Annotated in this window: 24 protein-coding genes and 1 pseudogene; 15 read left to right on the top strand and 10 right to left on the bottom strand. The window is 59.1% G+C overall.

The window, feature by feature from the left end; genetic code table 11:
* Positions 1–18: 18 nt before the first annotated feature.
* The 6 genes from GV827_RS02665 (at position 19) to GV827_RS02640 (ending at position 6,460) form a co-directional block, all read left to right on the top strand.
* Complete coding sequence (locus GV827_RS02665; RefSeq protein WP_164352119.1) at positions 19–615, top strand: TetR/AcrR family transcriptional regulator; 597 nt, start codon at positions 19–21, stop codon at positions 613–615.
* Between the two features lie 46 nt (positions 616–661).
* On the top strand, positions 662–1,897 hold the full coding sequence (gene pepT, locus GV827_RS02660) for a peptidase T (RefSeq protein ID WP_164352118.1): 1,236 nt from the start codon (positions 662–664) through the stop codon (positions 1,895–1,897).
* Positions 1,898–2,046: 149 nt separating this feature from the next.
* Positions 2,047–3,438 carry a proline--tRNA ligase gene (gene proS, locus GV827_RS02655; RefSeq protein WP_164352117.1) on the top strand — a complete coding sequence of 464 codons (1,392 nt, stop codon included), beginning with the start codon at positions 2,047–2,049 and terminating at the stop codon, positions 3,436–3,438.
* Between the two features lie 3 nt (positions 3,439–3,441).
* Positions 3,442–4,725 carry a lipoprotein-releasing ABC transporter permease subunit gene (locus GV827_RS02650; RefSeq protein ID WP_164352116.1) on the top strand — a complete coding sequence of 428 codons (1,284 nt, stop codon included), beginning with the start codon at positions 3,442–3,444 and terminating at the stop codon, positions 4,723–4,725.
* Complete coding sequence (locus GV827_RS02645) at positions 4,718–5,401, top strand: ABC transporter ATP-binding protein (protein WP_164352115.1); 684 nt, start codon at positions 4,718–4,720, stop codon at positions 5,399–5,401. Before GV827_RS02650 ends, GV827_RS02645 begins: the two co-directional genes overlap by 8 nt.
* 81 nt (positions 5,402–5,482) lie before the next feature.
* Positions 5,483–6,460, top strand: a complete 978-nt coding sequence (locus tag GV827_RS02640; protein WP_164352114.1) for an Ldh family oxidoreductase — start codon at positions 5,483–5,485, stop codon at positions 6,458–6,460.
* Here the strand turns inward: GV827_RS02640 and GV827_RS02635 are convergent.
* On the bottom strand, positions 6,457–6,891 hold the full coding sequence (locus GV827_RS02635; RefSeq protein WP_164352208.1) for a DMT family transporter: 435 nt from the start codon (positions 6,889–6,891) through the stop codon (positions 6,457–6,459). The genes GV827_RS02640 and GV827_RS02635 overlap by 4 nt on opposite strands.
* Positions 6,892–6,945: 54 nt before the next feature.
* On the opposite strand from GV827_RS02635, the gene GV827_RS02630 reads away from it, so the two are divergent.
* Entirely contained in the window at positions 6,946–7,398 is a 453-nt protein-coding gene (locus tag GV827_RS02630) for a c-type cytochrome (RefSeq protein WP_235930092.1), read from the top strand.
* Positions 7,399–7,431: 33 nt separating this feature from the next.
* On the opposite strand, the gene GV827_RS02625 is transcribed toward GV827_RS02630, so the two are convergent.
* Both GV827_RS02625 and GV827_RS02620 read right to left on the bottom strand, forming a co-directional pair.
* Complete coding sequence (locus GV827_RS02625; RefSeq protein WP_164352113.1) at positions 7,432–8,115, bottom strand: hypothetical protein; 684 nt, start codon at positions 8,113–8,115, stop codon at positions 7,432–7,434.
* A gap of 7 nt (positions 8,116–8,122) precedes the next feature.
* Entirely contained in the window at positions 8,123–8,524 is a 402-nt protein-coding gene (locus tag GV827_RS02620) for a PaaI family thioesterase (RefSeq protein ID WP_164352112.1), read from the bottom strand.
* A gap of 46 nt (positions 8,525–8,570) precedes the next feature.
* On the opposite strand from GV827_RS02620, the gene GV827_RS02615 reads away from it, so the two are divergent.
* Together GV827_RS02615 and GV827_RS02610 are read left to right on the top strand one after the other, a co-directional pair.
* Positions 8,571–8,717: a hypothetical protein gene (locus tag GV827_RS02615; RefSeq protein WP_164352111.1), complete on the top strand. Its 147-nt coding sequence runs from the start codon at positions 8,571–8,573 to the stop codon at positions 8,715–8,717.
* Between the two features lie 24 nt (positions 8,718–8,741).
* The gene (locus GV827_RS02610; protein ID WP_164352110.1) at positions 8,742–9,140 is read left to right on the top strand and encodes a cytochrome c; all 399 of its coding nucleotides are present in this window, start codon (positions 8,742–8,744) and stop codon (positions 9,138–9,140) included.
* A 17-nt stretch (positions 9,141–9,157) separates the two neighbouring features.
* Here GV827_RS02610 and GV827_RS02605 read toward each other — a convergent pair whose 3' ends face one another.
* Both GV827_RS02605 and parE read right to left on the bottom strand, forming a co-directional pair.
* Complete coding sequence (locus GV827_RS02605) at positions 9,158–9,934, bottom strand: HrgA protein (protein WP_204325673.1); 777 nt, start codon at positions 9,932–9,934, stop codon at positions 9,158–9,160.
* 193 nt (positions 9,935–10,127) lie between these two features.
* Entirely contained in the window at positions 10,128–12,089 is a 1,962-nt protein-coding gene (parE, locus tag GV827_RS02600; protein ID WP_164352109.1) for a DNA topoisomerase IV subunit B, read from the bottom strand.
* Positions 12,090–12,235: 146 nt separating this feature from the next.
* On the opposite strand from parE, the gene GV827_RS02595 reads away from it, so the two are divergent.
* Positions 12,236–12,940 (top strand): dimethylsulfonioproprionate lyase family protein, encoded by a 705-nt coding sequence (locus GV827_RS02595; RefSeq protein WP_164352108.1) that lies wholly within the window; start codon positions 12,236–12,238, stop codon positions 12,938–12,940.
* A 59-nt stretch (positions 12,941–12,999) separates the two neighbouring features.
* Here the strand turns inward: GV827_RS02595 and GV827_RS02590 are convergent, their stop codons facing one another.
* The gene (locus GV827_RS02590) at positions 13,000–13,221 is read right to left on the bottom strand and encodes a hypothetical protein (protein WP_164352107.1); all 222 of its coding nucleotides are present in this window, start codon (positions 13,219–13,221) and stop codon (positions 13,000–13,002) included.
* A 140-nt stretch (positions 13,222–13,361) separates the two neighbouring features.
* Between GV827_RS02590 and GV827_RS02585 the strand changes: the two genes are divergently transcribed.
* A complete protein-coding gene (locus tag GV827_RS02585) occupies positions 13,362–13,970 on the top strand; it encodes a carboxymuconolactone decarboxylase family protein (RefSeq protein ID WP_164352106.1) in 609 nt (202 codons plus the stop codon).
* 37 nt (positions 13,971–14,007) lie between these two features.
* Here the strand turns inward: GV827_RS02585 and GV827_RS02580 are convergent, their stop codons facing one another.
* Together GV827_RS02580 and GV827_RS02575 are read right to left on the bottom strand one after the other, a co-directional pair.
* A complete protein-coding gene (locus GV827_RS02580; RefSeq protein WP_164352105.1) occupies positions 14,008–14,889 on the bottom strand; it encodes an alpha/beta fold hydrolase in 882 nt (293 codons plus the stop codon).
* A gap of 107 nt (positions 14,890–14,996) precedes the next feature.
* On the bottom strand, positions 14,997–15,857 hold the full coding sequence (locus GV827_RS02575) for a LysR family transcriptional regulator (protein ID WP_164352104.1): 861 nt from the start codon (positions 15,855–15,857) through the stop codon (positions 14,997–14,999).
* Positions 15,858–15,953: 96 nt separating this feature from the next.
* Between GV827_RS02575 and GV827_RS02570 the strand changes: the two genes are divergently transcribed.
* Positions 15,954–16,343, top strand: a complete 390-nt coding sequence (locus GV827_RS02570) for a DUF4260 domain-containing protein (RefSeq protein WP_204325672.1) — start codon at positions 15,954–15,956, stop codon at positions 16,341–16,343.
* A gap of 42 nt (positions 16,344–16,385) precedes the next feature.
* Positions 16,386–17,760: pseudogene (locus GV827_RS02565) on the top strand (MATE family efflux transporter).
* A gap of 69 nt (positions 17,761–17,829) precedes the next feature.
* On the opposite strand, the gene GV827_RS02560 reads toward GV827_RS02565, so the two are convergent.
* On the bottom strand, positions 17,830–18,231 hold the full coding sequence (locus tag GV827_RS02560; protein WP_164352103.1) for a hypothetical protein: 402 nt from the start codon (positions 18,229–18,231) through the stop codon (positions 17,830–17,832).
* Between the two features lie 13 nt (positions 18,232–18,244).
* Entirely contained in the window at positions 18,245–19,447 is a 1,203-nt protein-coding gene (locus GV827_RS02555) for a pyridoxal phosphate-dependent aminotransferase (protein WP_164352102.1), read from the bottom strand.
* A gap of 99 nt (positions 19,448–19,546) precedes the next feature.
* On the opposite strand from GV827_RS02555, the gene GV827_RS02550 reads away from it, so the two are divergent.
* Both GV827_RS02550 and GV827_RS02545 read left to right on the top strand, forming a co-directional pair.
* Positions 19,547–19,945 (top strand): transcriptional regulator, encoded by a 399-nt coding sequence (locus tag GV827_RS02550; protein WP_164352101.1) that lies wholly within the window; start codon positions 19,547–19,549, stop codon positions 19,943–19,945.
* Entirely contained in the window at positions 19,938–20,201 is a 264-nt protein-coding gene (locus GV827_RS02545; protein ID WP_164352100.1) for a succinate dehydrogenase assembly factor 2, read from the top strand. Before GV827_RS02550 ends, GV827_RS02545 begins: the two co-directional genes overlap by 8 nt.
* The last annotated feature ends 50 nt before the right edge of the window (positions 20,202–20,251 follow it).

Raw genomic sequence — 20,251 nt, 5'->3', positions numbered from 1 at the left:
AATCGTCATGTTGACATCATGTCAAGTAAGAAAAATCCAACCCGCGATCGTATTCTGAAAACCACTTGGGAGCTGTTGGAGGACGGCGGTGCAAGTGCTGTACGGATGTCGGACATCGCCAAAGCCGCCAAAATCAGTCGGCAAGCCCTGTACCTGCACTTCCCCAACAGGGCCGAACTGCTTGTCGCAACCACGCGATATCTGGATGAGGTCTATGATATCGAGGGCAAACTTGCGGCCAGCCGTGCGGCACCAACCGGCAGGGCGCGGTTGCACGAATGGGTGGTGGTCTGGGGCAACTACATCCCCAAGATCTATGGTATCGCCAAAGCCCTGATGGCGCTCCAAGCCAGTGACGCCGAGGCAGCTGACGCATGGTCTGACCGGATGCAGGCCGTGCGCGAAGGATGCGCAGCGGCCGTAGCCGCGCTCGCTGGCGATGGGGTGCTGACGTCACAAATGACAGAGAAAGAAGCGACCGATGCGCTTTGGACGCTTCTTTCCGTGCCTGCGTGGGAACAGCTTTGCGTGACCTGCGGCTGGACGCAAGATCGCTACATCGCGTTGATGCAGCAGATGGCGGTCCACATGCTTGTGGACGATCAGGCACCTTGACAGCGCATGTCTGAAAGCAGCAGATCGGGGCAAAAGGAGCACCGGCATGCGCACGGAATTCGACGACGAACTGCAAGACCGCCTTGTGCGCTATGCCGCCATCGACAGCCAAAGCGATGCGCGATCAGCGACGTCTCCCAGCACGGATATACAGTTGGATATGTCGCGCCTACTGGTGCAAGAGCTTCAAGAGATGGGCGCGCAAGACGTTACTCTGACGGATTTCGGTGTCGTACTTGCCACGATCCCCGGCACCGCCGAAGGGCCAACGATGGGGTGGTGCGCCCATGTCGACACGGCCCCGCAGTTCAACGCTACAGGTGTGAAACCGGTCGTGCATCGCGGCTACAATGGCGGGGATATCACCTTTGCGGATGCGCCGGAGTTGAAGCTGTCGCCTGAGAACTCGCCCTATCTTGCGCAGAAAGTTGGCGAGGACATCATCACGGCCAGCGGTACAACGCTGTTGGGAGGGGACGACAAGGCCGGGGTGGCGATTGCCATGACAGCGGCGCGGTACCTTTTGCAGAACCCTGATATCAGGCATGGCCCTATTCGGCTGGCCTTTACCCCGGATGAGGAAATCGGGCGCGGCGTGGACCCGCGTCTGCCAGACGATCTGAAGGCGGACTTTGCCTATACCTTCGACGGCGGCAAACCCGGTGAGATCGAGTTCGAGACATTTTCGGCGGACGGGGCAACGGTCACCGTTACCGGCGTGTCGGCGCATCCCGGCTTTGCCAAGGACAAGATGGTCAACGCGCTGCATTTGACCTCGAAAATCGTGATGATGCTGCCCCAAGTGACCATGACCCCGGACACCACGGAAGGGACCGAAGGGTTCATTCATGTCTCAGAGATCATGGGCGGATCGTCGGAGGCAGAGATCACCCTGATCATCCGTGATTTCGAAATGGAGGGGTTGGAGGCGAAAGGCGCGCTGCTGCGGCAAGTCTGCGAAACAGTCGCGGCCACCGAGCTGCGGGCGCAGATCAAGTGCGATATCACACCCCAATACCGCAACATGCGCTATTGGCTGGAAAAGGACATGACACCCGTTGACCTGGTGCGCGCCGCCGTGACGGACGTGGGGCTGGAGCCAGTATCGATTCCGATCAGAGGTGGCACGGACGGGTCTCGGCTGACAGAGATGGGGGTCCCGTGCCCCAACGTCTTTACCGGCATGCAGGAGATTCACGGGCCGCTTGAGTGGATATCGGTGCAGGATATGGCACTGGCGACGAAGGTGGCCATTGCGCTTGCCCGGCGGACCGTGACCTGAAGGAGCGGGCAAGCCCGCATTCGATCTTATTGTTGGGGCTCTGCCCCAAGCCCTGCGGGATTTGTCGCCAAAAAGAGAAGGCAATTGTGTCGGGCGTGGCTTTGAATTAGGCAAACCGGAATGTGATTTGAGCCTCAAGGAGTGCTGCCATGCGTCTGAGCCGTTATTTTCTGCCTGTGCTGAAGGAAAACCCCTCTGAGGCGCAGATTGTCAGCCATCGTTTGATGCTGCGCGCGGGTATGATCAAGCAGTCTTCGGCAGGCATCTATTCGTGGTTGCCACTGGGCTTCAAGGTGCTGCGCAAGATTGAGAATATCGTCCATGAAGAGCAGGCGCGCGCAGGCCATCACGCGATGCTGATGCCCACGATCCAGTCTGCGGACCTGTGGCGCGAAAGCGGACGCTATGACGCTTACGGTGAGGAAATGCTGCGGATCAAGGACCGTGGTGGGCGCGACATGCTGTTCACTCCCACGGCAGAAGAACTGATTACGGATATCTTCCGCGCCCACGTCAGCAGCTACAAGGACCTGCCGCTGACTATGTACCAGATCCAGTGGAAATTCCGCGACGAAATCCGCCCGCGTTTTGGCGTGATGCGGGGACGCGAGTTTTTGATGAAGGACGGCTACAACTTTGATTTGACGAAAGAAGACGCTTTGCACGCTTATAACCGCCATCTGGTCAGCTACCTGCGTACCTACGAACGGATGGGCCTTCGGGCGATCCCGATGCGCGCGGACAGCGGCCCCATTGGTGGCGATGACACGCACGAATTCCTTGTGCTGGCCGACACGGGCGAGTCGGAGGTGTTTTATGACAGCGCGGTGACAGACCTGACCTTTGGGGACCGCGAGATCGACTATGATAGCGTGGAGCAATGCGCGGCCATCATGGAAGAGTTCACCTCGAAATACGCACGCACGGATGAGACGCATGATGAAGCCTTGTTCGGTGAGGTACCCGAAGAGCGGCGCCGCACGGCGCGGGGCATCGAAGTGGGGCAGATCTTTTACTTTGGGACAAAGTATTCCGAGGCTATGGGGGCTACCGTGCAAGGCCCTGACGGCAAGAACGTGCCCGTGCACATGGGTAGCCACGGCATCGGAGTGAGCCGTCTGTTGGGTGCGATCATCGAGGCAAGCCACGATGACAACGGCATCATCTGGCCTGAAGGGGTGACACCCTTCCACGCTGGTATCGTCAACCTCAAGCAGGGCGACGCAGAAGCAGACGCTGCCTGCGAGGCGCTTTATGCATCGCTGACCGCACTTGGGCTTGAACCGCTTTATGATGATCGTAATGAGCGCGCGGGCGGCAAATTTGCCACCATGGACCTGATCGGTCTGCCGTGGCGGATTACCGTGGGCCCGCGCGGCCTGAAGAACGGTGTGGTCGAACTGACCTCGCGCCGTACGGGTGAAAGCGAAGAAATGCCGCCAGAGCAGGCTGTGGAGCGCATTCGTGACATTTATGCAGGTCACAAGCACGGCCAGCATGTCGAGATGATGGCGAACCGCAGCTTCCATACCTATATCTGACCCATGGCCCGCACCGCGCCTTTTGCCCCTTTTGAGTGGATGATCGCATGGCGGTATCTGCGTGCCCGCCGGGCTGAGGGCGGGGTCAGCGTGATGACATGGATCAGCCTGATCGGCATTACGGTGGCGGTCTTTGCGCTGATTGCGACGCTCTCGGTCCGTTCGGGCTTTCGGGCGGAGTTCGTGGATACCATTCTGGGCGCCAACGCACATGTGACGGTCTACCAATTGGGCGAGGTGGCACCGAACGGGCAGATCGACCGGACCATTGCCGATTACGAGGCGCTGGCCGCACAGGTTGCCGCCGTACCCGGCGTGACCCGTGTCGCCCCCTTGGTGCGTCAGCAGGTGATGGCCAACAACCGGCAGTCCAACGCGGGGGTCGAGGTTTACGGCATCGCGCCGGAAAACCTCAAGACCATTCCACGGATTGCCAGTTCAGATCAGGCGCAGGGCGATATTGACCGGTTCGAGGAAGGTATCGCGCTGGGCATCGGGGTGGCGCGGTCGCTTGGGGTCAACGTGGGCGACCGGATCAAGCTGATCTCTCCCAACGGGGTGAAGACCGCCTTTGGCACCAGTCCGCGCGTGAACGCCTATGAAGTGGTCTATATCTTTGCCGCCGGGCGGTACGACATTGACCGCACGCGGGTCTATCTGCCGCTGGCCGAAGCGCAATCTTTCTTCAATCGAGAGGGTGTCGCGGACGAACTTGAGGTGATGGTGGAAGAGCCTGAACGCGTGGATGAGATGGCTTTGCCTTTGCTTCAGGCGGCTGGAGAACGGGGGCAGATCTGGACTTGGCGCGATGCCTCGGGGGCGTTCCTGAATGCACTTGATATCGAGGACCGGGTCATGTTCGTGATCCTGTCGGTGCTGGTCCTGATCGCGGCGATGAACATCGTCTCGGGGCTGATCATGCTGGTCAAGAACAAGGGGCGCGATATTGGCATCCTGCGGACAATGGGCCTGACGGAAGGCTCTATTCTGCGGGTGTTTTTCATCTGCGGGGCCTTCACGGGTATCATCGGTACCGCGATGGGGGTGATCCTTGGGTGTCTCTTTGCCATCTACGTGGATCAGATTTTCGGCTTCGTGAATTACCTTTCCGGCGGCACTGCATGGGATGCCTCGATCCGGGGCATTTATTTCCTGCCAGCCGAGCTGAACCTGAAAGACGTCCTGTCAGCCGTGGCGTTGTCATTGGGTCTGTCATTCATCGTCACGATCTTTCCGGCGCGCCGGGCCGCGCGCATGAACCCGGTAGAGGCGCTGCGATATGAGTGATGCGGCGCTGAAACTGACAGGCATCAGCAAGACTTATAACCTGGGTCGACCGAACGAAGTGCAGGTGTTGCGCGGTGTCGATCTTGAGGTTGCAAAGGGTGAAATCGTGGCCCTTGTCGCCCCGTCCGGGGCAGGCAAGTCCACTTTGTTGCATATCGCCGGGCTGTTGGATACGGCGGATCACGGGCAGGTGCAGATCGCGGGTCAGGACATGACAGGGCTTCACGATCGCCGTCGCACCCGCATTCGTCGCAACGATGTGGGTTTTATCTACCAGTTCCACCACCTTCTGCCCGAATTCACCGCGCTTGAGAACATCGTGCTGCCGCAACTTGCCAACGGCGCGGCACGCAAGGCGGCCGAGGCCCGTGCGCGTGATCTGCTGGAGACAGTCGGCATTGCCTCGCGTGCAGATCATCGCCCGGCTGCCCTCTCAGGGGGAGAGCAGCAGCGCGTGGCGTTTTGCCGGGCGCTGGCCAACACGCCGCGACTTTTGCTGGCGGATGAGCCGACGGGCAACCTTGACCCGGCAACCTCGGATCAGGTGTTTGCGGCGCTCATGGAACTTGTGCGCGGCAGCGGCCTCTCGGCCCTGATTGCAACGCATAACCTTGAACTGGCTGCACGCATGGATCGTCAGATCAGGCTGGATGCCGGCAAGATGACCACCGCCTGAGCGATATGTCGCTTGACGCAAGTCCCCGCCTTTGGTCAGAGTGGAGTTCCGCCGTTTGGCTGGTGAAGGAAAGGCGCGCATATGGTTCAGGTTTCTCTTAAAGATATCGAAGAGACCGTTCAGGCCGCTTTGCTTTCCCACGGTGCTGACGCGTTTCCTGCGGCAGAGGTTGCGCGGGCGGTCGCAGCAGCAGAATCTGTCGGGAACAAGATTTGTGGGCTCTACTACGTTGAAAGCTATTGCCAACAACTGAAATCAGGTCGTGTCAAAGGGGATGTCACGCCAACCGTGTCCACGCCGCGCGGTGCCGTGGTGTCTGTGGATGCTCATTTCGGGTTTGCCCAACCCGCTTTTGCATACGGTTTGCCCGTGGCACTGGATGCTGCGCGCCAATCCGGCATTGCCAGCCTTGCCGTGGGCCACGCGCACACCTGCACGTCGTTGGGATATTTCACCGAACAGATTGCCCGGTCCGGCTTTATCGGTATCGGTTTCACCAATGCCTCACCCATCGTCGCGGCCCCCGGTGGCAAGACGCGCGTAATCGGCACCAATCCCATCGCGTTCTCCGTACCGGATGGCAAGGGCGGCATCGCTATGCAATTCGACCAGTCAACCACAACCGTCGCCTTGGGCAAGATCACCATGGCCAAGGCTGCGGGCCAGAGCATTCCCGAAGGCTGGGCCGTGGATGCCGAGGGCAATCCGACAACCGATCCTGACGCAGCCCTTCAGGGGTCGCTTGTGTCTATGGGCGGCTACAAGGGGTGGGGCTTTGGTCTGATGGCGGAATTGCTGGCGGCGGGGATGACCGGCGGGGTTCTGTCGAAAGACGTCAAGCCGCTGAAGGCTCCCGAGGGGCCGCCGCATGATCTGGGGCAATATTACATCGTGATTGATCCCTCCGCCTCGCCTGACTTTGCCGCGCGGCTGGAAGCGTTGAAAGAACATGCCAACACTGATGAGGGCGCGCGCATGCCCGGTCAGAGTAAGCAGCCCGCCGATCCGGTTGAGGTCGCGGATGCGGTCTGGGATCAGATGAAGGCGCTGGCCTCTTAGGCTTGCTGGGTCAACCAAACGCCGGCAGCCATCAGCCCAATACCGCCGGCGCGTATCAAACCCAGCGGGGATACCTGGGCACCGAACAAGCCGAAATGATCAATCGCGGCGGTCGAGATTAGCTGGCCGAGCAGGACGAAGAACACCGCGTTGCCCACGCCAAAGCTGGGCGCGATGAAGGTGACGGACAGGACGTAGAGGGCCACGAAAAGTCCGCCCATGAACAGGTGCTTCGGTGCCGTGGCGAAGCGTGACAAGGGGTGTGGGCCAGTGGCCATGGCCACCGCAAGGCACGTCAGGAAAGCCACGACGAAGAGCACCGCCGCTGCCGCAGCGGGGGATCCGACATGACGCCCCAGGGCGGCATTCATCGCAGCAAGGATGGGAATGCCGATGCCCGCAAGCAGCATGATCAACGCGTAATGAGCCATGTCTTGCCTTTCGGGAGCAACTTTGATCTGGATCATGGCGAGAGTCGTACGAGCATGCAAGATACCCATACCGTTGGGTCGATTGGAGAGGGCGCAATGCGGGCAATAGCCATTTCACTTGGGTCGGCGCTGACCCTGACTTTGCTGGTTGCCTGTGCGCCGGCGTCTATGCCGGAACCGGAGGAGGGTGCCGCATTTTTCGCCGCCAATTGTACCTCGTGTCACGGACGGGATGGGCGAGGGGAGGGACCACTGAGCGCAGGCCTCTCGCCCAAACCGACGGATCTGACACTTCTGGCGCGTCGTAATGGCGGGACATTCCCGACCGCGCGGGCACTCAGCTATATCTACGGTGATCCCCAAGGCGGCCATCTGGCCCGCGTCATGCCGCAGTTCGGCGGGGCCATGGCGGACGATCTTGTGCCGTTGGAGGTGGATGGCGTGCTGACCCCGACCCCACGGGCGCTCGCCGGTTTGCTGGCCTATATGGAGAGCATTCAGCGGTAGACGCGGAGTGCGCCGGTGCCATGCCTGACCAGCTCAGCCGCAGATGCCCCGTAGCTCTACCCCGTCCCAAGGCAGCCGCACGTCCCACTCGCGTGACCGTGGCAGCGGGGCGACCGGCATGACCTGAGCAATAAGCGCATGCAGCCGCGATGTCCGCGGTCCCTGCGGCGCCAGCGCACGGCAACAGACGTATTCCTCCACGATGGAGCCTTGCTGCTCGAACCCGAAATCTGCGAACTTTCGGTCTGCATTTACGTCGAACAGATAGGGGTCCGCCCCGCCGCCATGTTCAGAGGCGGCCAGCAGCGGGGAATAGCCCGTGGTGGCGCGGTTCTGCCACTGCCAGATATGGGTGATTTCATGGGCAAAGAGCATTGCCGCGATGATGCCCACCGTATCGGGATACTCCGGCAGGTAATCTTCAAGAAACCAGTCCTTGTCGAACAGGACCGTGTTCCACAGCGCCACGGCGGCGGGTTTGGTGGTCACGATTTCATCTTCCGGGGGTGGCAGGATCAGCTGTCGACAGGTGGTGCGGGGTCGGGGTTTGCGGCGAAAGGTGACCGCACGCGTCGGCGCACCGTCGTGCAGGCGCACCGCATCCAGATCAAGGGTGTCGCCGTGGATCGTGCCCAGAAAGGCGCGTTCGTTTTCCGTCAGCGGGCGGCCGCAGGCGGTGATCATCAGCACTGCCAGTAACGCAAGGCACAGCCGCATCAGGACCTCACCGCGCAAAGGTCGCCGTGGCCAGCGCAACCGGCTTGCCGGATGGCTCCGCGATCAGGGTGGCGCGGGCAAAGACCATCGCCTTGCCGGCCCGAGTGACCTCCGCTTCGGCACGAACGCTGTCGCCGGTTGCGGGGCGCAGGAACTGCGTATCAAGCGTCACCGTGCCCACCGGCTCCACCGCGTCGAGATGCCCGAAGCAGGCAAACACCATGGCGGTATCCGCCAGTGCCGCCAGTGCCTGGCCAGAAACGATCCCGCCGATGCGATTGATCTCCTCGGTAATGGGGATTTCCATCACCGTCCGATCAGGCCCAATTTCCGTAATCCGGGGCTGAAGCGCACGGACCCAGGGGGCGAAGGCATCGTCAAGAATGGATTGAGCGGTTTCTGGGGTCATGGTGCCTCGCTTGGGTCGGTTGATCCTACCCTACGGCGCCGGGACGATGTTGCAAGCCGTGACGGGCGGCGGCGGAGAGCCTTCTTTTGCACGCCAAAGGTTAATCACCCATGGTGGTCTGCCGCTGTCACAGCTATTTTTTAAACAATTTGATCCTGATCAGGGCGGCGAAGATCTGCTCAATCTAGGATGAAGGCAAATCAGGAGGGAATATCCTATGAAACAGATACTTACGGCCATCTCGGCGCTTTGTCTTATGACCGGTGCGGCGCAGGCGCAGGACGCGCAGATCGGGTCGGAGCTTTACGATACGCACTGCGCGGTCTGCCATGGGGAAGAGGCCCGCGGCGGCGGCCCGCTGGCACCCGCGCTGATCCTGCAACCGCCGAACCTGCGCACCCTGACATCGCGCCACGAAGGCGTGTTCCCCACCTCCCGCGTGGTCATGCGCATCGACGGGCGCGACCCGCTGGTCGCCCACGGCTCTCCCATGCCGGTCTACGGTCAGTTCTTTGACGGCGAGGACGTGCCGATGAAGGCCGAGACGGGCCAGCCGATCATGACGAGCAGACCGGTGGCGGATCTGGTGGCGTTTTTGGAGGCGGTGCAGGAGTAGGGCGTGCGACGCAATGGCTAGATTGCATCCCATTCCGTCTGACGTGGGTCGCCGGTCTGGTAAAATTGTCGAACTAATCGAACGAACTGAAGAAAGTCTGAGTTTTGTTCAACCAATCGGTTCATAGTATGCCAATCAACATCTTGCCGTTCTCTGGCGGGGATCAGAATCTGACTTTCTGATGGATCGCTTGAATTGAATTGGATCACGCCAATTCCGTGAAGGCCGCAGAGAATTCTTAGTTCTTCTACCGTTTGTTCGCCTTGAATCTCCTGTGCTACAAGATAGCCAGTATTAGACCATGTCGAATTGCTGACCGCTTGAAAGAAAGGCTCTCGAACATTCGATCCGTTCAGCTTTAGCTTGATTTCGAAAGACCAAAGTTTCGTCTTCTTGTCAGAGTACTCTTTTGCGAAATCAACGATTTCACGATCCCAATTTCGACTTAAATCTTCCATACCTACGATGTCCGGGAACAGCCATCTATTGCCTCCAGCACCTCGCGTGTTGTTTGATTTTCTCTCGTCAATGCGTTTCGGGTAAACGCCCAGTTCTTCTAGTAGGTATTTGCTGAACAACGGGTATAGATCATGTTCGGACAGCTTTGATGGTTGGTGATTATCTAGTTTAGGGAGGATTAGGTTGGCAGCTGCGTCCGCTGATACCTCGTCCAAATCTGAGTTTTCAGAGTAAAAGAATTTCCTAGGTCTTTCGTCCAAAGTGCGAATTCTTGGCTCTTTACTCAATATCGCATGCCTTTGACTACCGATCTCGGCAACAATTTGCGAAATCATCGCATCATCGCATCATCGCTGTCGAGCGGTGTCCGGACTGCCTGACTGTTGCGGCGCTTGTTCTCAACAGCGACCGGGAACTTCTGCATGACGATTTCTGCGATCTGTCTTGCAGTCAGACGTTCGCCCTCTCGTTCCTTCAAAACAATTGGGACAAATTTCAGGATGCTAAATCTAGCCTTAGCGTCACTACTCAAACATCCAACTCCGCCACGTCCGCAAACCGCGCGTTCTCCTGAATATACTGGAACCGCAGCTCCGGCTTCTTGCCCATCAGCCGCTCCACCAGATCGCCGGTCTCGCCGGGCACGTCCTCGTCCACGGACACGCGGATCAGTTTCCGCGTCGCGGGGTCCATCGTGGTCTCTTTGAGGTCCTTCGCGTCCATCTCGCCCAGACCCTTGAAGCGTTGCAAGTCGATCTTGCCCTTGCCGCCAAGGCCCTTTTCCAGCCAGTAGTTCTTTTCCGCATCGTCAGCCACATAGATGCGCTTGGCGCCCTGGGTCAGGCGATAAAGCGGCGGGCAGGCGAGGTAGAGGTGCCCATGGTCGATCAGCGGGCGCATCTGGGTAAAGAAGAAGGTCATCAGCAGGGACGCGATATGCGCCCCGTCCACGTCGGCGTCCGTCATGATGATGATCTTCTCGTACCGCAGATCGTCAAGGTTGAATTTCGTCCCCATCCCGACGCCAAGCGCCTCGCAGAGATCGCTGATCTCGGCGTTCGTGGTCAGCTTGTTTGACGCAGCCCCCAGCACGTTCAGGATTTTACCTTTCAGTGGCAAGAGCGCCTGCGTGTTGCGGTTCCGCGCCCCCTTGCCGGAGCCGCCCGCCGAATCTCCCTCGACGATGAAAAGCTCCGTGCCCTCGCGGTCCTTGCTGGTGCAATCAGTCAGCTTGCCGGGCAGGCGCAGTTTCTTGGTGGCGGACTTGCGCGCCGTCTCCTTTTCCTGCCGTCTGCGCATCCGTTCCTCGGCACGCAAGACGAGGAAATCGAGGATGGCACCGGCGGATTTGGTATCCGCCGCCAGCCAGTTGTCGAAGTGATCGCGCACCGCCCCTTCGGTCATCTTGTGTGCGGATTCCGTGCTGAGGCGATCCTTGGTCTGCCCAACAAAGGCCGGGTCCGCGATGAAGCAGGACACCAGAGCGCAGCCCCCTGACATCAGGTCTTCGCGGGTGATCTGCGCGGCCTTTTTGTTGTTCGCCAACTCGCCGTAGGCCTTGATCCCCTTCAGGATCGCGGCCCAGAAACCCGCCACATGGGTGCCGCCCTCAGGCGTGGGGACGGTGTTACAGTAGGACTGGATGAAGCCGTCCCGTGATGGCGTCCAGTTGATCGCCCATTCGACCTTGCCCGCCTCGCCGAATTTTTCGCGGAAATCCACGGTGCCGGAAAAGGCGGCTTCGGCGTAGGTGGTGGCCTTGCCCAGCGTTTCTTTCAGGTAGTCCGACAGGCCACCGGGGAAGTGAAAGGTCGCTTCCTGTGGGGTTTCCCCATCTGAAATGGCTGATTTCCAACGGATTTCCACGCCAGAGAACAGATATGCCTTGGACCGGATAGAATTGAAAAGCCGTGCGGGTTTGAAACGGTGGGAGCCGAAAATCTGTTCGTCCGCGTGAAAGGTCACCGTTGTGCCGCGCCGGTTCGGGGCCGCACCCACTTTTTCAATCGGGCCCAGCGGAATGCCGCGCGAGAACCGTTGTTCGAACAGCTCCTTGTTGCGGGCGACCTGCACGACCATGCTGTCGGACAGGGCGTTCACGACAGAGGCACCAACCCCGTGCAGACCGCCAGAGGTCTGATAGGCCTTGCCTGAGAACTTGCCGCCTGCGTGCAGGGTACAAAGGATCACCTCAAGCGCGGATTTGTCGGGAAACTTCGGGTGCGGATCAATCGGGATGCCGCGCCCGTTGTCACGCACGGTGACGGCATAGTCCTCGTGCAATTCCACCTCGATGCGCGTGGCGTGTCCTGCCACCGCCTCGTCCATAGAGTTGTCCAGCACCTCGGCCACCAGATGGTGCAATGCGCGTTCGTCTGTGCCGCCGATGTACATGCCGGGACGCTTGCGGACGGGTTCCAGTCCCTCCAGCACCTCGATCGAGGATGCATCGTAGTCGGTCTGTTCCTGTCCGGAAAGAAGGTCGTTCATGGGCTGCTCTGGCTCGCTTTTTGGTTGGATCATACTATGCCAGAGCGCCGGGCAAGGGGGAAGGGCGCATGATCCGCAAAGCCACGCTTTCCTTTTGCGCCACAGGTCATATTCTGCGCGTCCACAGCCAACGAAAGCACGCTTGCATGACAAACCCCGCCTCAGGTGCTGCCCAAAAGATCAGCGAGAGCCTTGATACGCTGCCCCGCCTCCAAGTTGAGCCGAACTGGAAGTATCTGCTGCAGGAGTTTGAAGAACTGTATCGCTACTTGCCTGCAGGTGGCAGCAACCGCATCGCGGGCCACCAGCGCAAAGTCCGGGAGGCGATCGCCCGTCTGCTCCGCGGCAATGCCTTCGTGCGGCCCCAGCCCCCTGCACACAAGCCCGTGACGGCCCACCTCCGACGTGCGCTGGATGAGGGGCGTCAGGGCGTGCTGGCCCCCACCGTGCGTGCGCTTGATGCGGTTGAACAGCATCTGAGCTGGCAATGGGGATATGAAAAGGTGCCCAAAGGCCTGCAGAACAGCTACGCCTATGCTGAACTGGCTGGCACGAACGGTCCTATTATAAGCGAGGAAATTATCCTTGGCGTGGTGCTGTTTGCCCCCAATTGCACCTATCCCGCCCATGCCCACCAGGGGATCACGGAAAGCTATGTCTGCCTGTCAGGGGCGGTCTCGGAAAATCATCAGGGGGTCTATGTGCCGGGATCGATGATCTTTAATCCACCGGATCATCTGCACCGCATCACCGTGGGGGCGCGCAACCCGGCTTTGCTGGCTTATGCATGGACTGGGGCCACGCAAGATCTGCACAATCAAAAGATGGTTTTCACACGAAGTCGGAAGTGATCGGTTCTGGGTTTGAGGCTGCTTGTTAAGGCGACAGAGCAAACCTCGGGTTGGCGTTGTCAGCGGTGACGTCTGATTGATTTCCAGATCTGTGCAAGGTCAATCGCAATTACAGCAATGCCAAGGGGGATCATCCAGAAGCCCAGTATGGGCAGAAAGCCAAGCAGGCCTCCGGCGATCAACAACAGCCCAAGCACCGACCGCAGGCCAAAGGGCACGCGGTCCCGAATACGGTCAAGCGTTTGTCGTGTTCTCGATTTGAGCGTCGTGATCCAGCCCATCTGCAATCGTCCCGGTTATCTGTCGGCGCTATTAACCGTCAGCCGTTCTCAACATAAGCATTCTGCGTTCTAAACCAAAAGTGCGGCCCTGTCGGTTCTCTGCTAGGAGGCTTTGAGACGACTCTTAACGAAAGTGACACATGCCCTGGATCAGCACCATCCCGTTCGAGGCCGCCACTGGAAAATTGCGCGACCTCTATCAACGCGTTACCGGCCCAGACAACAATGTGGATAACATCATGATGATGCATTCGCTGCGGCCCCACACGATGGAGGGGCATATGGCGATCTACAAATACGTGCTGCACCATAAGGACAACGAAATTCCCAAGTGGTTTCTTGAGGTTCTGGGCGTCTGGGTGTCTTCGCTGAATGATTGCTCTTACTGCGTTGAGCATCACTTTGCCGGTATGAAGAGGTTGCTGCGCGATGATGCGCACGCTGATGCAATCCGCGTGGGCATTGAGGCGCGTGACATTGCGGCGACACCCCTTGATGCACGGGAACACGCCGCGATGCGCTACGCGGAACGGTTGACACGCGCGCCCGCAGACATGGCCGAGATAGATGTCGAAGCGCTGCGCATGGCCGGATGGAACGATGGCGAGATCCTCGAAATCAATCAGGTCACGGCCTATTTCGCCTACGCAAACCGCACTGTGCTGGGGCTTGGTTGTTCAACCGATGGTGACATTATTGGGCTGAGTCCTGGAAACAACGACGACCCTGATGATTGGGGCCATCGTTAAGCGTTCAAAGGCTTGATGTTTACCTCTCCAGCGCCCCTTAGTCAGAGGGTAGCCAGTCCAGAATAGCCTGCGCCACCTCCTGCGGCTTTTGGTGATGCAGCCAGTGATCCGCACCAGCAATCTGCACGCGAGTGAGATCGGGAGCAAAATCTTCCAGCCCTTCGGTCGCTTCGGGCAAGAGAGCCGTATCATCCGCGCCCCAGATCAGAAGGTGTGGACAGCGCACCCGCAACTTCTCGACTGGCAATTCGGGCAAGTCTCTCAGGGCTTCACCCGGCTTGCCCACGATCAGCGGCGATGCGCGGTACCAGTTGATCATCCCGCGCATGCGCCCCGGTCTTGACCATTCGGCGACATATCTCGCCCGCGTCTCCTCATCCATCCAGCTCAGGTCCATATGGGCTGAGAATAGCGCCGTCAGCTTGGCAAACCCGCCTGCTGCCAGCCTGTCTTCGGAGCCTTCGGCGCGCAGGTAGTGAATGTATTGCGATGCAGCGGTCTGCGGCCCGCCAGTCGCCAATGCCCGTTGGAATGGCACGGGGTGCACGCCGTTCATGATGATCAGCCGCTTCACAAGGTCAGGGCGGAACATCGCAAGGCCATAGGCCACCGCTGCGCCCCAGTCGTGACCCAACACGTTGATCGGTTCATCCCCGATCAGCGCGGCCATATCGGCAACCAGTTTGGATCCAGTGTATTCGGACACATCCTGCGGTGCCCAGCTTTGGCCGAACCCACGCTGGTCCGGGGCGATACAGTGAAACCGCGCGGACAGCAGGGGCGCCAGTTCACTCCACGCGCCGCCGTATTCAGGAAAGCCGTGCAAAAGCAGCAGTTTGGGCAGGCGTTCGTCGCCCCAGTGCCGAACAAAGAAGGGCTTGCCATTCAGATCGACGGTCTGTGTTCTTGGCGCATCCATACGGTCATCCTTTCGTGGCTTTCAAATTGAATCACCCTGTCCGCGCAAAGGCGACGTTGCGGTCTGTTCGTCAGACTGACCGTTGCGCCGCGATCAGGCAAGCGGCCTCACATCCAGTGACCTAACGTCTTTTTGAGGTGGTCGAAAACATGTCTGATCCGGGCGACCTGTGCTTGGTCCTCGTGCACGACCAGCCAGGCAGGCATGGGATAGGACAGATCGGGCAAGACCCGGACCAGACCCAACCGCTGGGCCAGCTTGACCTGACAGACCCCGACGCCCAGCCCGGCCTGAACATATGCGATCTGCGCCAGCGGATCGTCACAGCGCATCACCACGTTGCGCGGCAGCGATAGACCCATCTCTGCCAGCCGGGGCAGCATCTGCGCCTCGCGGTCGTCGGCGATGAAGGGAACGCCGGTCAGGTCTGTCAGGTCCGCTGGCAAATCAAGTCGGGGGGCGGCAAAGAAACCGATCTCCACATCAGCCAGCCGCGCAGCCACAAGTGCCTGTTGCTGTGGAGGTGTAAAACGCAGGGCGATGTCAGCGGCACGCTGGACGAGGTTCTCAGCCACATCGGTCGCGGCAAGTTCAAATCGCAGGCCGGGGGCCTGCCGTCCGATCTCGGCAAGGGCAGGGGGCAGAACATGTGTGGCGGCAACCCGGCTGGCAGTCAGCCGCACGACACCTTCCAGCACGTCTGCGCGGGCGGAGGCCGCGCGATTCAGGGCTGCGGCCTCTTCCAAAGTGGAAACAGCGAATGGCAAAAGCGTTTCTGCCATTGCTGTCGGCGTGAGCCCATTGGCCGCGCGCGTAAAGAGCGTGACACCCAGTTCATCTTCAAGCGCTTCGACATGCCGCCGCACCGTTGGCTGCGCCAGCCGAAGATGGCGCGCAGCGGCGCTCAGGCTGCCTTTGGTCATGACCGCGTGAAACGCGGGGATGTGGGTCAGGGACGTCATGCTCATCAAATGTTGTTACCTGACTATACACATTTAAACAATTTCTTTCAGGTCAGGCGCAGCGCATACTGACCTCAGAATATTGAAAAAGGAAACGGAATGATGTCTCTTACCGAAACCAGATCAGCATCGCCGGTCTTCAACCCTATTGCACTTATCCTGCGCCTCGAAGGACTGGCGGTTGTCATCGCAGCGCTCCTCTGTTTTGGGTATCTGGGCGGAAGCTGGATGCTGTTTGCCTTGCTTATCCTCAGTCCGGATCTGATGATGCTGGGCTATCTTCGTGGGCCGCGTCTGGGCGCACTCCTTTACAATCTTGGGCACAGTTATTTTGGACCAAGCGTCTTGGGCGGGGCCGCATTTATCATCGGCAATGTGATTATCTGGCAGTTGGCGTTGATCTGGGTTGCCCACATCGGGCTGGACCGGGCCCTTGGCTTTGGTTTGAAATACGGATCGGGATTCAAGGAAACACATCTGGGCAGGGTCTGAAATCTGTTCCCCTTGCTTTGGCCCCGACGTAAGGCTGGGGCCATGCAGGCTCAGATGACATACGGCGCCCACGTGCGGGCGATTCTGACGTTGGGATTGCCGCTGATTGGTGGGCACCTTGGACAGGTGGCAATCGGGGTGACCGACACGGTCATGGTCGGCTGGTATTCAGTCGAGGCACTGGCGGCTGTCACGCTGGCCAGCACCTACTTTTTCGTACTGTTCATTTTCGGCTCCGGCTTTGCATGGGCCGTGATGCCGATGGTCGCGTCTTTCGCCGCCGAAAAGGATGAGACCGGTATCAGGCGTGCCACGCGCATGGGTCTGTGGCTGTCGCTGGGTTTTGGCCTGCTCGCGCTGCCAATTCTGGTGTTCGCAGAGCCGATCCTGCGGCTTTTGGGGCAGGGGGAAGCCGTCTCGGATGCGGCGGGTCGGTATTTGGCGGTGGCAGGCTGGGGCATCTTGCCAGCGCTGTTGGTGATGGTGCTTAAGTCATATCTGGCAGCACTTGAACGTACGCAGGTTGTCTTGTGGATCACGCTTGTTGCGGCGGTGATCAATGCGCTGGCCAACTACGCGTTTATATTTGGCAACTGGGGGGCGCCGGAACTGGGCGTGGTCGGCGCCGCCCTTGCGTCTGTCACGACGCATGTGGTCTCTCTGATCGGGGTGGCCCTCTATATCCTTTTTTTCCGTTCCGCAGCATCAGTTGTTCGTGCGGATTTGGCGTCTGGATGCGCAAATGCTGGCGCGGGTCTTCCGGCTGGGTGTCCCGATTGGACTGACCGCGCTCAGCGAGGTCGGCCTTTTTGCGGCGTCAGCGATGATGATGGGTTGGCTTGGGACAATCACGCTTGCTGCCCATGGGATCGCGGTACAACTCGCCTCAATCACTTTCATGGTGCATCTGGGGCTCAGCAATGTGGCGACCATCCGGGCCGGAAATGCCCTTGGTCGTCGCGACCCTGCCCATATGGCCCGGGGGGCGGTCACGGTCACGGTTTTATCAGTGGCTTTTGCCGCAGTGACGATCCTTGGTTTCGTGATCTGGCCGGAGGCACTGATTTCGATCTTTATGCAGAAAGACGAACCTCCGCGGCTTGAATTTCTTGCGATTGGCGTGGGGCTTCTGACCATGGCTGCGCTGTTTCAGCTGGTAGACGGGGCGCAGGCGATTGCGCTTGGGCTGCTGCGTGGCGTGCAGGATACGGCCATCCCGATGTGGATGGCAGGCTTTAGCTATTGGGTGGTCGGTATTCCGTGCTCTTATCTGATGGGCTTTGTTATGGGATGGGGCGGTATCGGCGTTTGGGCAGGACTTGTGACTGGCCTCGGCTTTGCCGCAGTGCTGCTCAACGCGCGCTTTTGGGGCGTGACCCTGAAACAGGTGCCCTCGGCCCCGGCGCATCAGTCCTGAACGGCAATTCCGCCAAATTTTGTCTATGAACGTGGCTTTGCGCCCGTCGCAAAGTCGGACAGGCGACGATCAGTTCTTTCGAATGCGATCAGCCTTCTTTCGCACAAGCGTGCTGCGCAGATCGTGCATTGCCAGAAGCAACTGATCGGTCACGGCCTCAAGCTGTGCGTCACTGGCGCGGGATTGAGCCCATTGGGTTGTGAGGTTCATATGATCGACGGTGCGAAAAATATCGTCGATGTCGCGATGTGCGAGGACCTGAACCCTTGCCTCCATCCAGCTTTGGATCGTTTCGCGGTCTTCTTCGGTCAGGGTGCGATCGCCATGCGGCTTGATCTCGCCGTTCTTGATGTTCACGACAGCGATCTGATCCATTTCGATCCGGCGTTGCCTGTTCTCGGTATCGACGCGAAAAACGGCTGCTCCGTTCTCGCGCACCCTGAAGTAATATTCAGGCAGCTCTGCCGCCATATTCCTTCTCCCGTTAAGTCAGCCCCGCACAAAAGGTCTGAATGCGTGTGCAGGCCTCCTTAAGGGCCTCATCTGATGTAGCGTAACTGACCCGGAAGTTTGGGGAAAGTCCGAAAGCGGCCCCAAAGACAACCGCAACGCCGCTTTCTTCCAGCAAGGCCGTGGCGAAGGTTTCATCGTCTTTGATGATTGTCCCAGCAGCAGAGGTCTTGCCAATAAGCCCTGCGATCGAAGGATAGACGTAGAACGCCCCTTCGGGTGTTGGGCACACGATGCCGTCAATCTGGTTCAGCATAGAAACAACGAGATTGCGGCGGCGTACGAAAATTTCATTGTTTGGACCAAGATAGTCCTGCGTGCCATTCAACGCCTCAACAGCAGCCCACTGGCTGATGCTGCAGGGGTTTGACGTTGATTGCGACTGGATCTTGCGCATCGCTCCGATCAGTTTTTCTGGTCCGGCCGCGTATCCGATGCGCCAGCCGGTCATGGCATAGGCCTTGGACACGCCGTTGACGGTCAGAGTGCGGTCATAAAGATCGGGTTCTACCTCGGCGGGGGTGCAGAATTCAAAGTCGTCATAGGCAAGGTGTTCATACATGTCGTCGGTCATCACCCAGACGTGGGGATGACGCATCAGCACATCGGTCAACTGCTTGAGTTCCGCCCGGCTATAGCCTGCACCCGTCGGGTTGGACGGAGAGTTGAAGATCAGCCATTTGGTTTTTGGCGTAATCGCTGCCTCAAGCGCTTCGGGCGTCAGTTTGAAGTCATCCTCCAGTGTTGCAGGTGCGATGACCGGGGTGCCGCCAGCCAGCAGCACCATATCGGGGTAGCTTACCCAATAGGGGGCGGGGATCACCACCTCTTCTCCGGGGTTCAGTGTGGCCATCAGCGCATTGTAAAGGATTTGTTTACCACCTGTGCCCACGCTGACCTGGCTGGGGGTGTAGATCAAACCATTATCACGTTGAAATTTCGCACAAATCGCCTGTTTCAGCTCTGGAATGCCATCCACTGCAGTGTATTTGGTCTTGCCCGCGTTTATCGCGGCAATTGCAGCATCCTTGATGTTCTGGGGGGTGTCAAAATCCGGCTCTCCTGCACCAAGGCCGATCACATCCCGACCGGCGGCCTTCAATTCCGCCGCCTTTGTTGTTACAGCGATGGTGGGAGACGGTTTGACGCGGTCAAGCGTCGCTGAGAGCAATTCCATGAGGGGCCTCTGGCGGTTATGTGTTCAACCGTACTCATAGGGGCCGCCTTCGCACCGATCAAGCGTCATTGGTCCTGATACAACGACGGAGTTGTTACGATGGATTCTGAAACAGACTGGTACGGCCCTGATGCCGCAACATTCGGGGACCGCGTCGCCGCAGCGCGCGATAACGCGGGCATGACCGAGGCGATGCTTGCAAAGCGGTTGGGCGTGCGTCTGGCAACGCTGCGCGCCTGGGAGAACGATTTGTCAGAACCGCGCGCGAACCGGCTGTCGATGCTGGCGGGCTTGCTGAATGTCTCAATGATGTGGCTGATAAACGGTGAAGGTGAGGGGCTTGATGAGCCCGGCGAAGGCACTGAAGTGAGTGCTGATATGCAAGCCGTAATGGCGGAAATGCGGATGCTACGAACTGAAATGCTGAGCAATGCCGAGGCCATGGGGCGCTTGGAGAAACGGTTGCGCAAACTGATGGATGAGCCTGCTAATGTCTGAGTTGCGCGAACACAAAATCAAGCGGCTGCACATGCGTTCCATACGGCGGGGGATCAAGGAGATGGACCTGATCCTTTCGGCCTATGCGGGCGCACGGCTGGAGGCGATGACTGACGCAGACCTCACGCTGTATGACGCGCTTCTGAATGAAAACGATCATGATCTTTACCAATGGGTGACCGGCCAGACCGACGCGCCTGCCAATTTCTCCGAAGTGATCGCCGACATTCGAACGCTCTATTCACCACAGGTCTAAAGGGCGTCCCGCAGCCCTTTCGGTTTAACGAAATATTCTGTTTTATTCTT

Source organism: Sulfitobacter sediminilitoris (genome assembly GCF_010667575.1).
In the GTDB taxonomy this organism is placed as follows: Bacteria; Pseudomonadota; Alphaproteobacteria; order Rhodobacterales; family Rhodobacteraceae; genus Sulfitobacter; species Sulfitobacter sediminilitoris.
The sequence above is the reverse complement of the archived record's forward strand: the minus strand, read 5'-3'. Positions and strand labels throughout refer to the sequence as shown.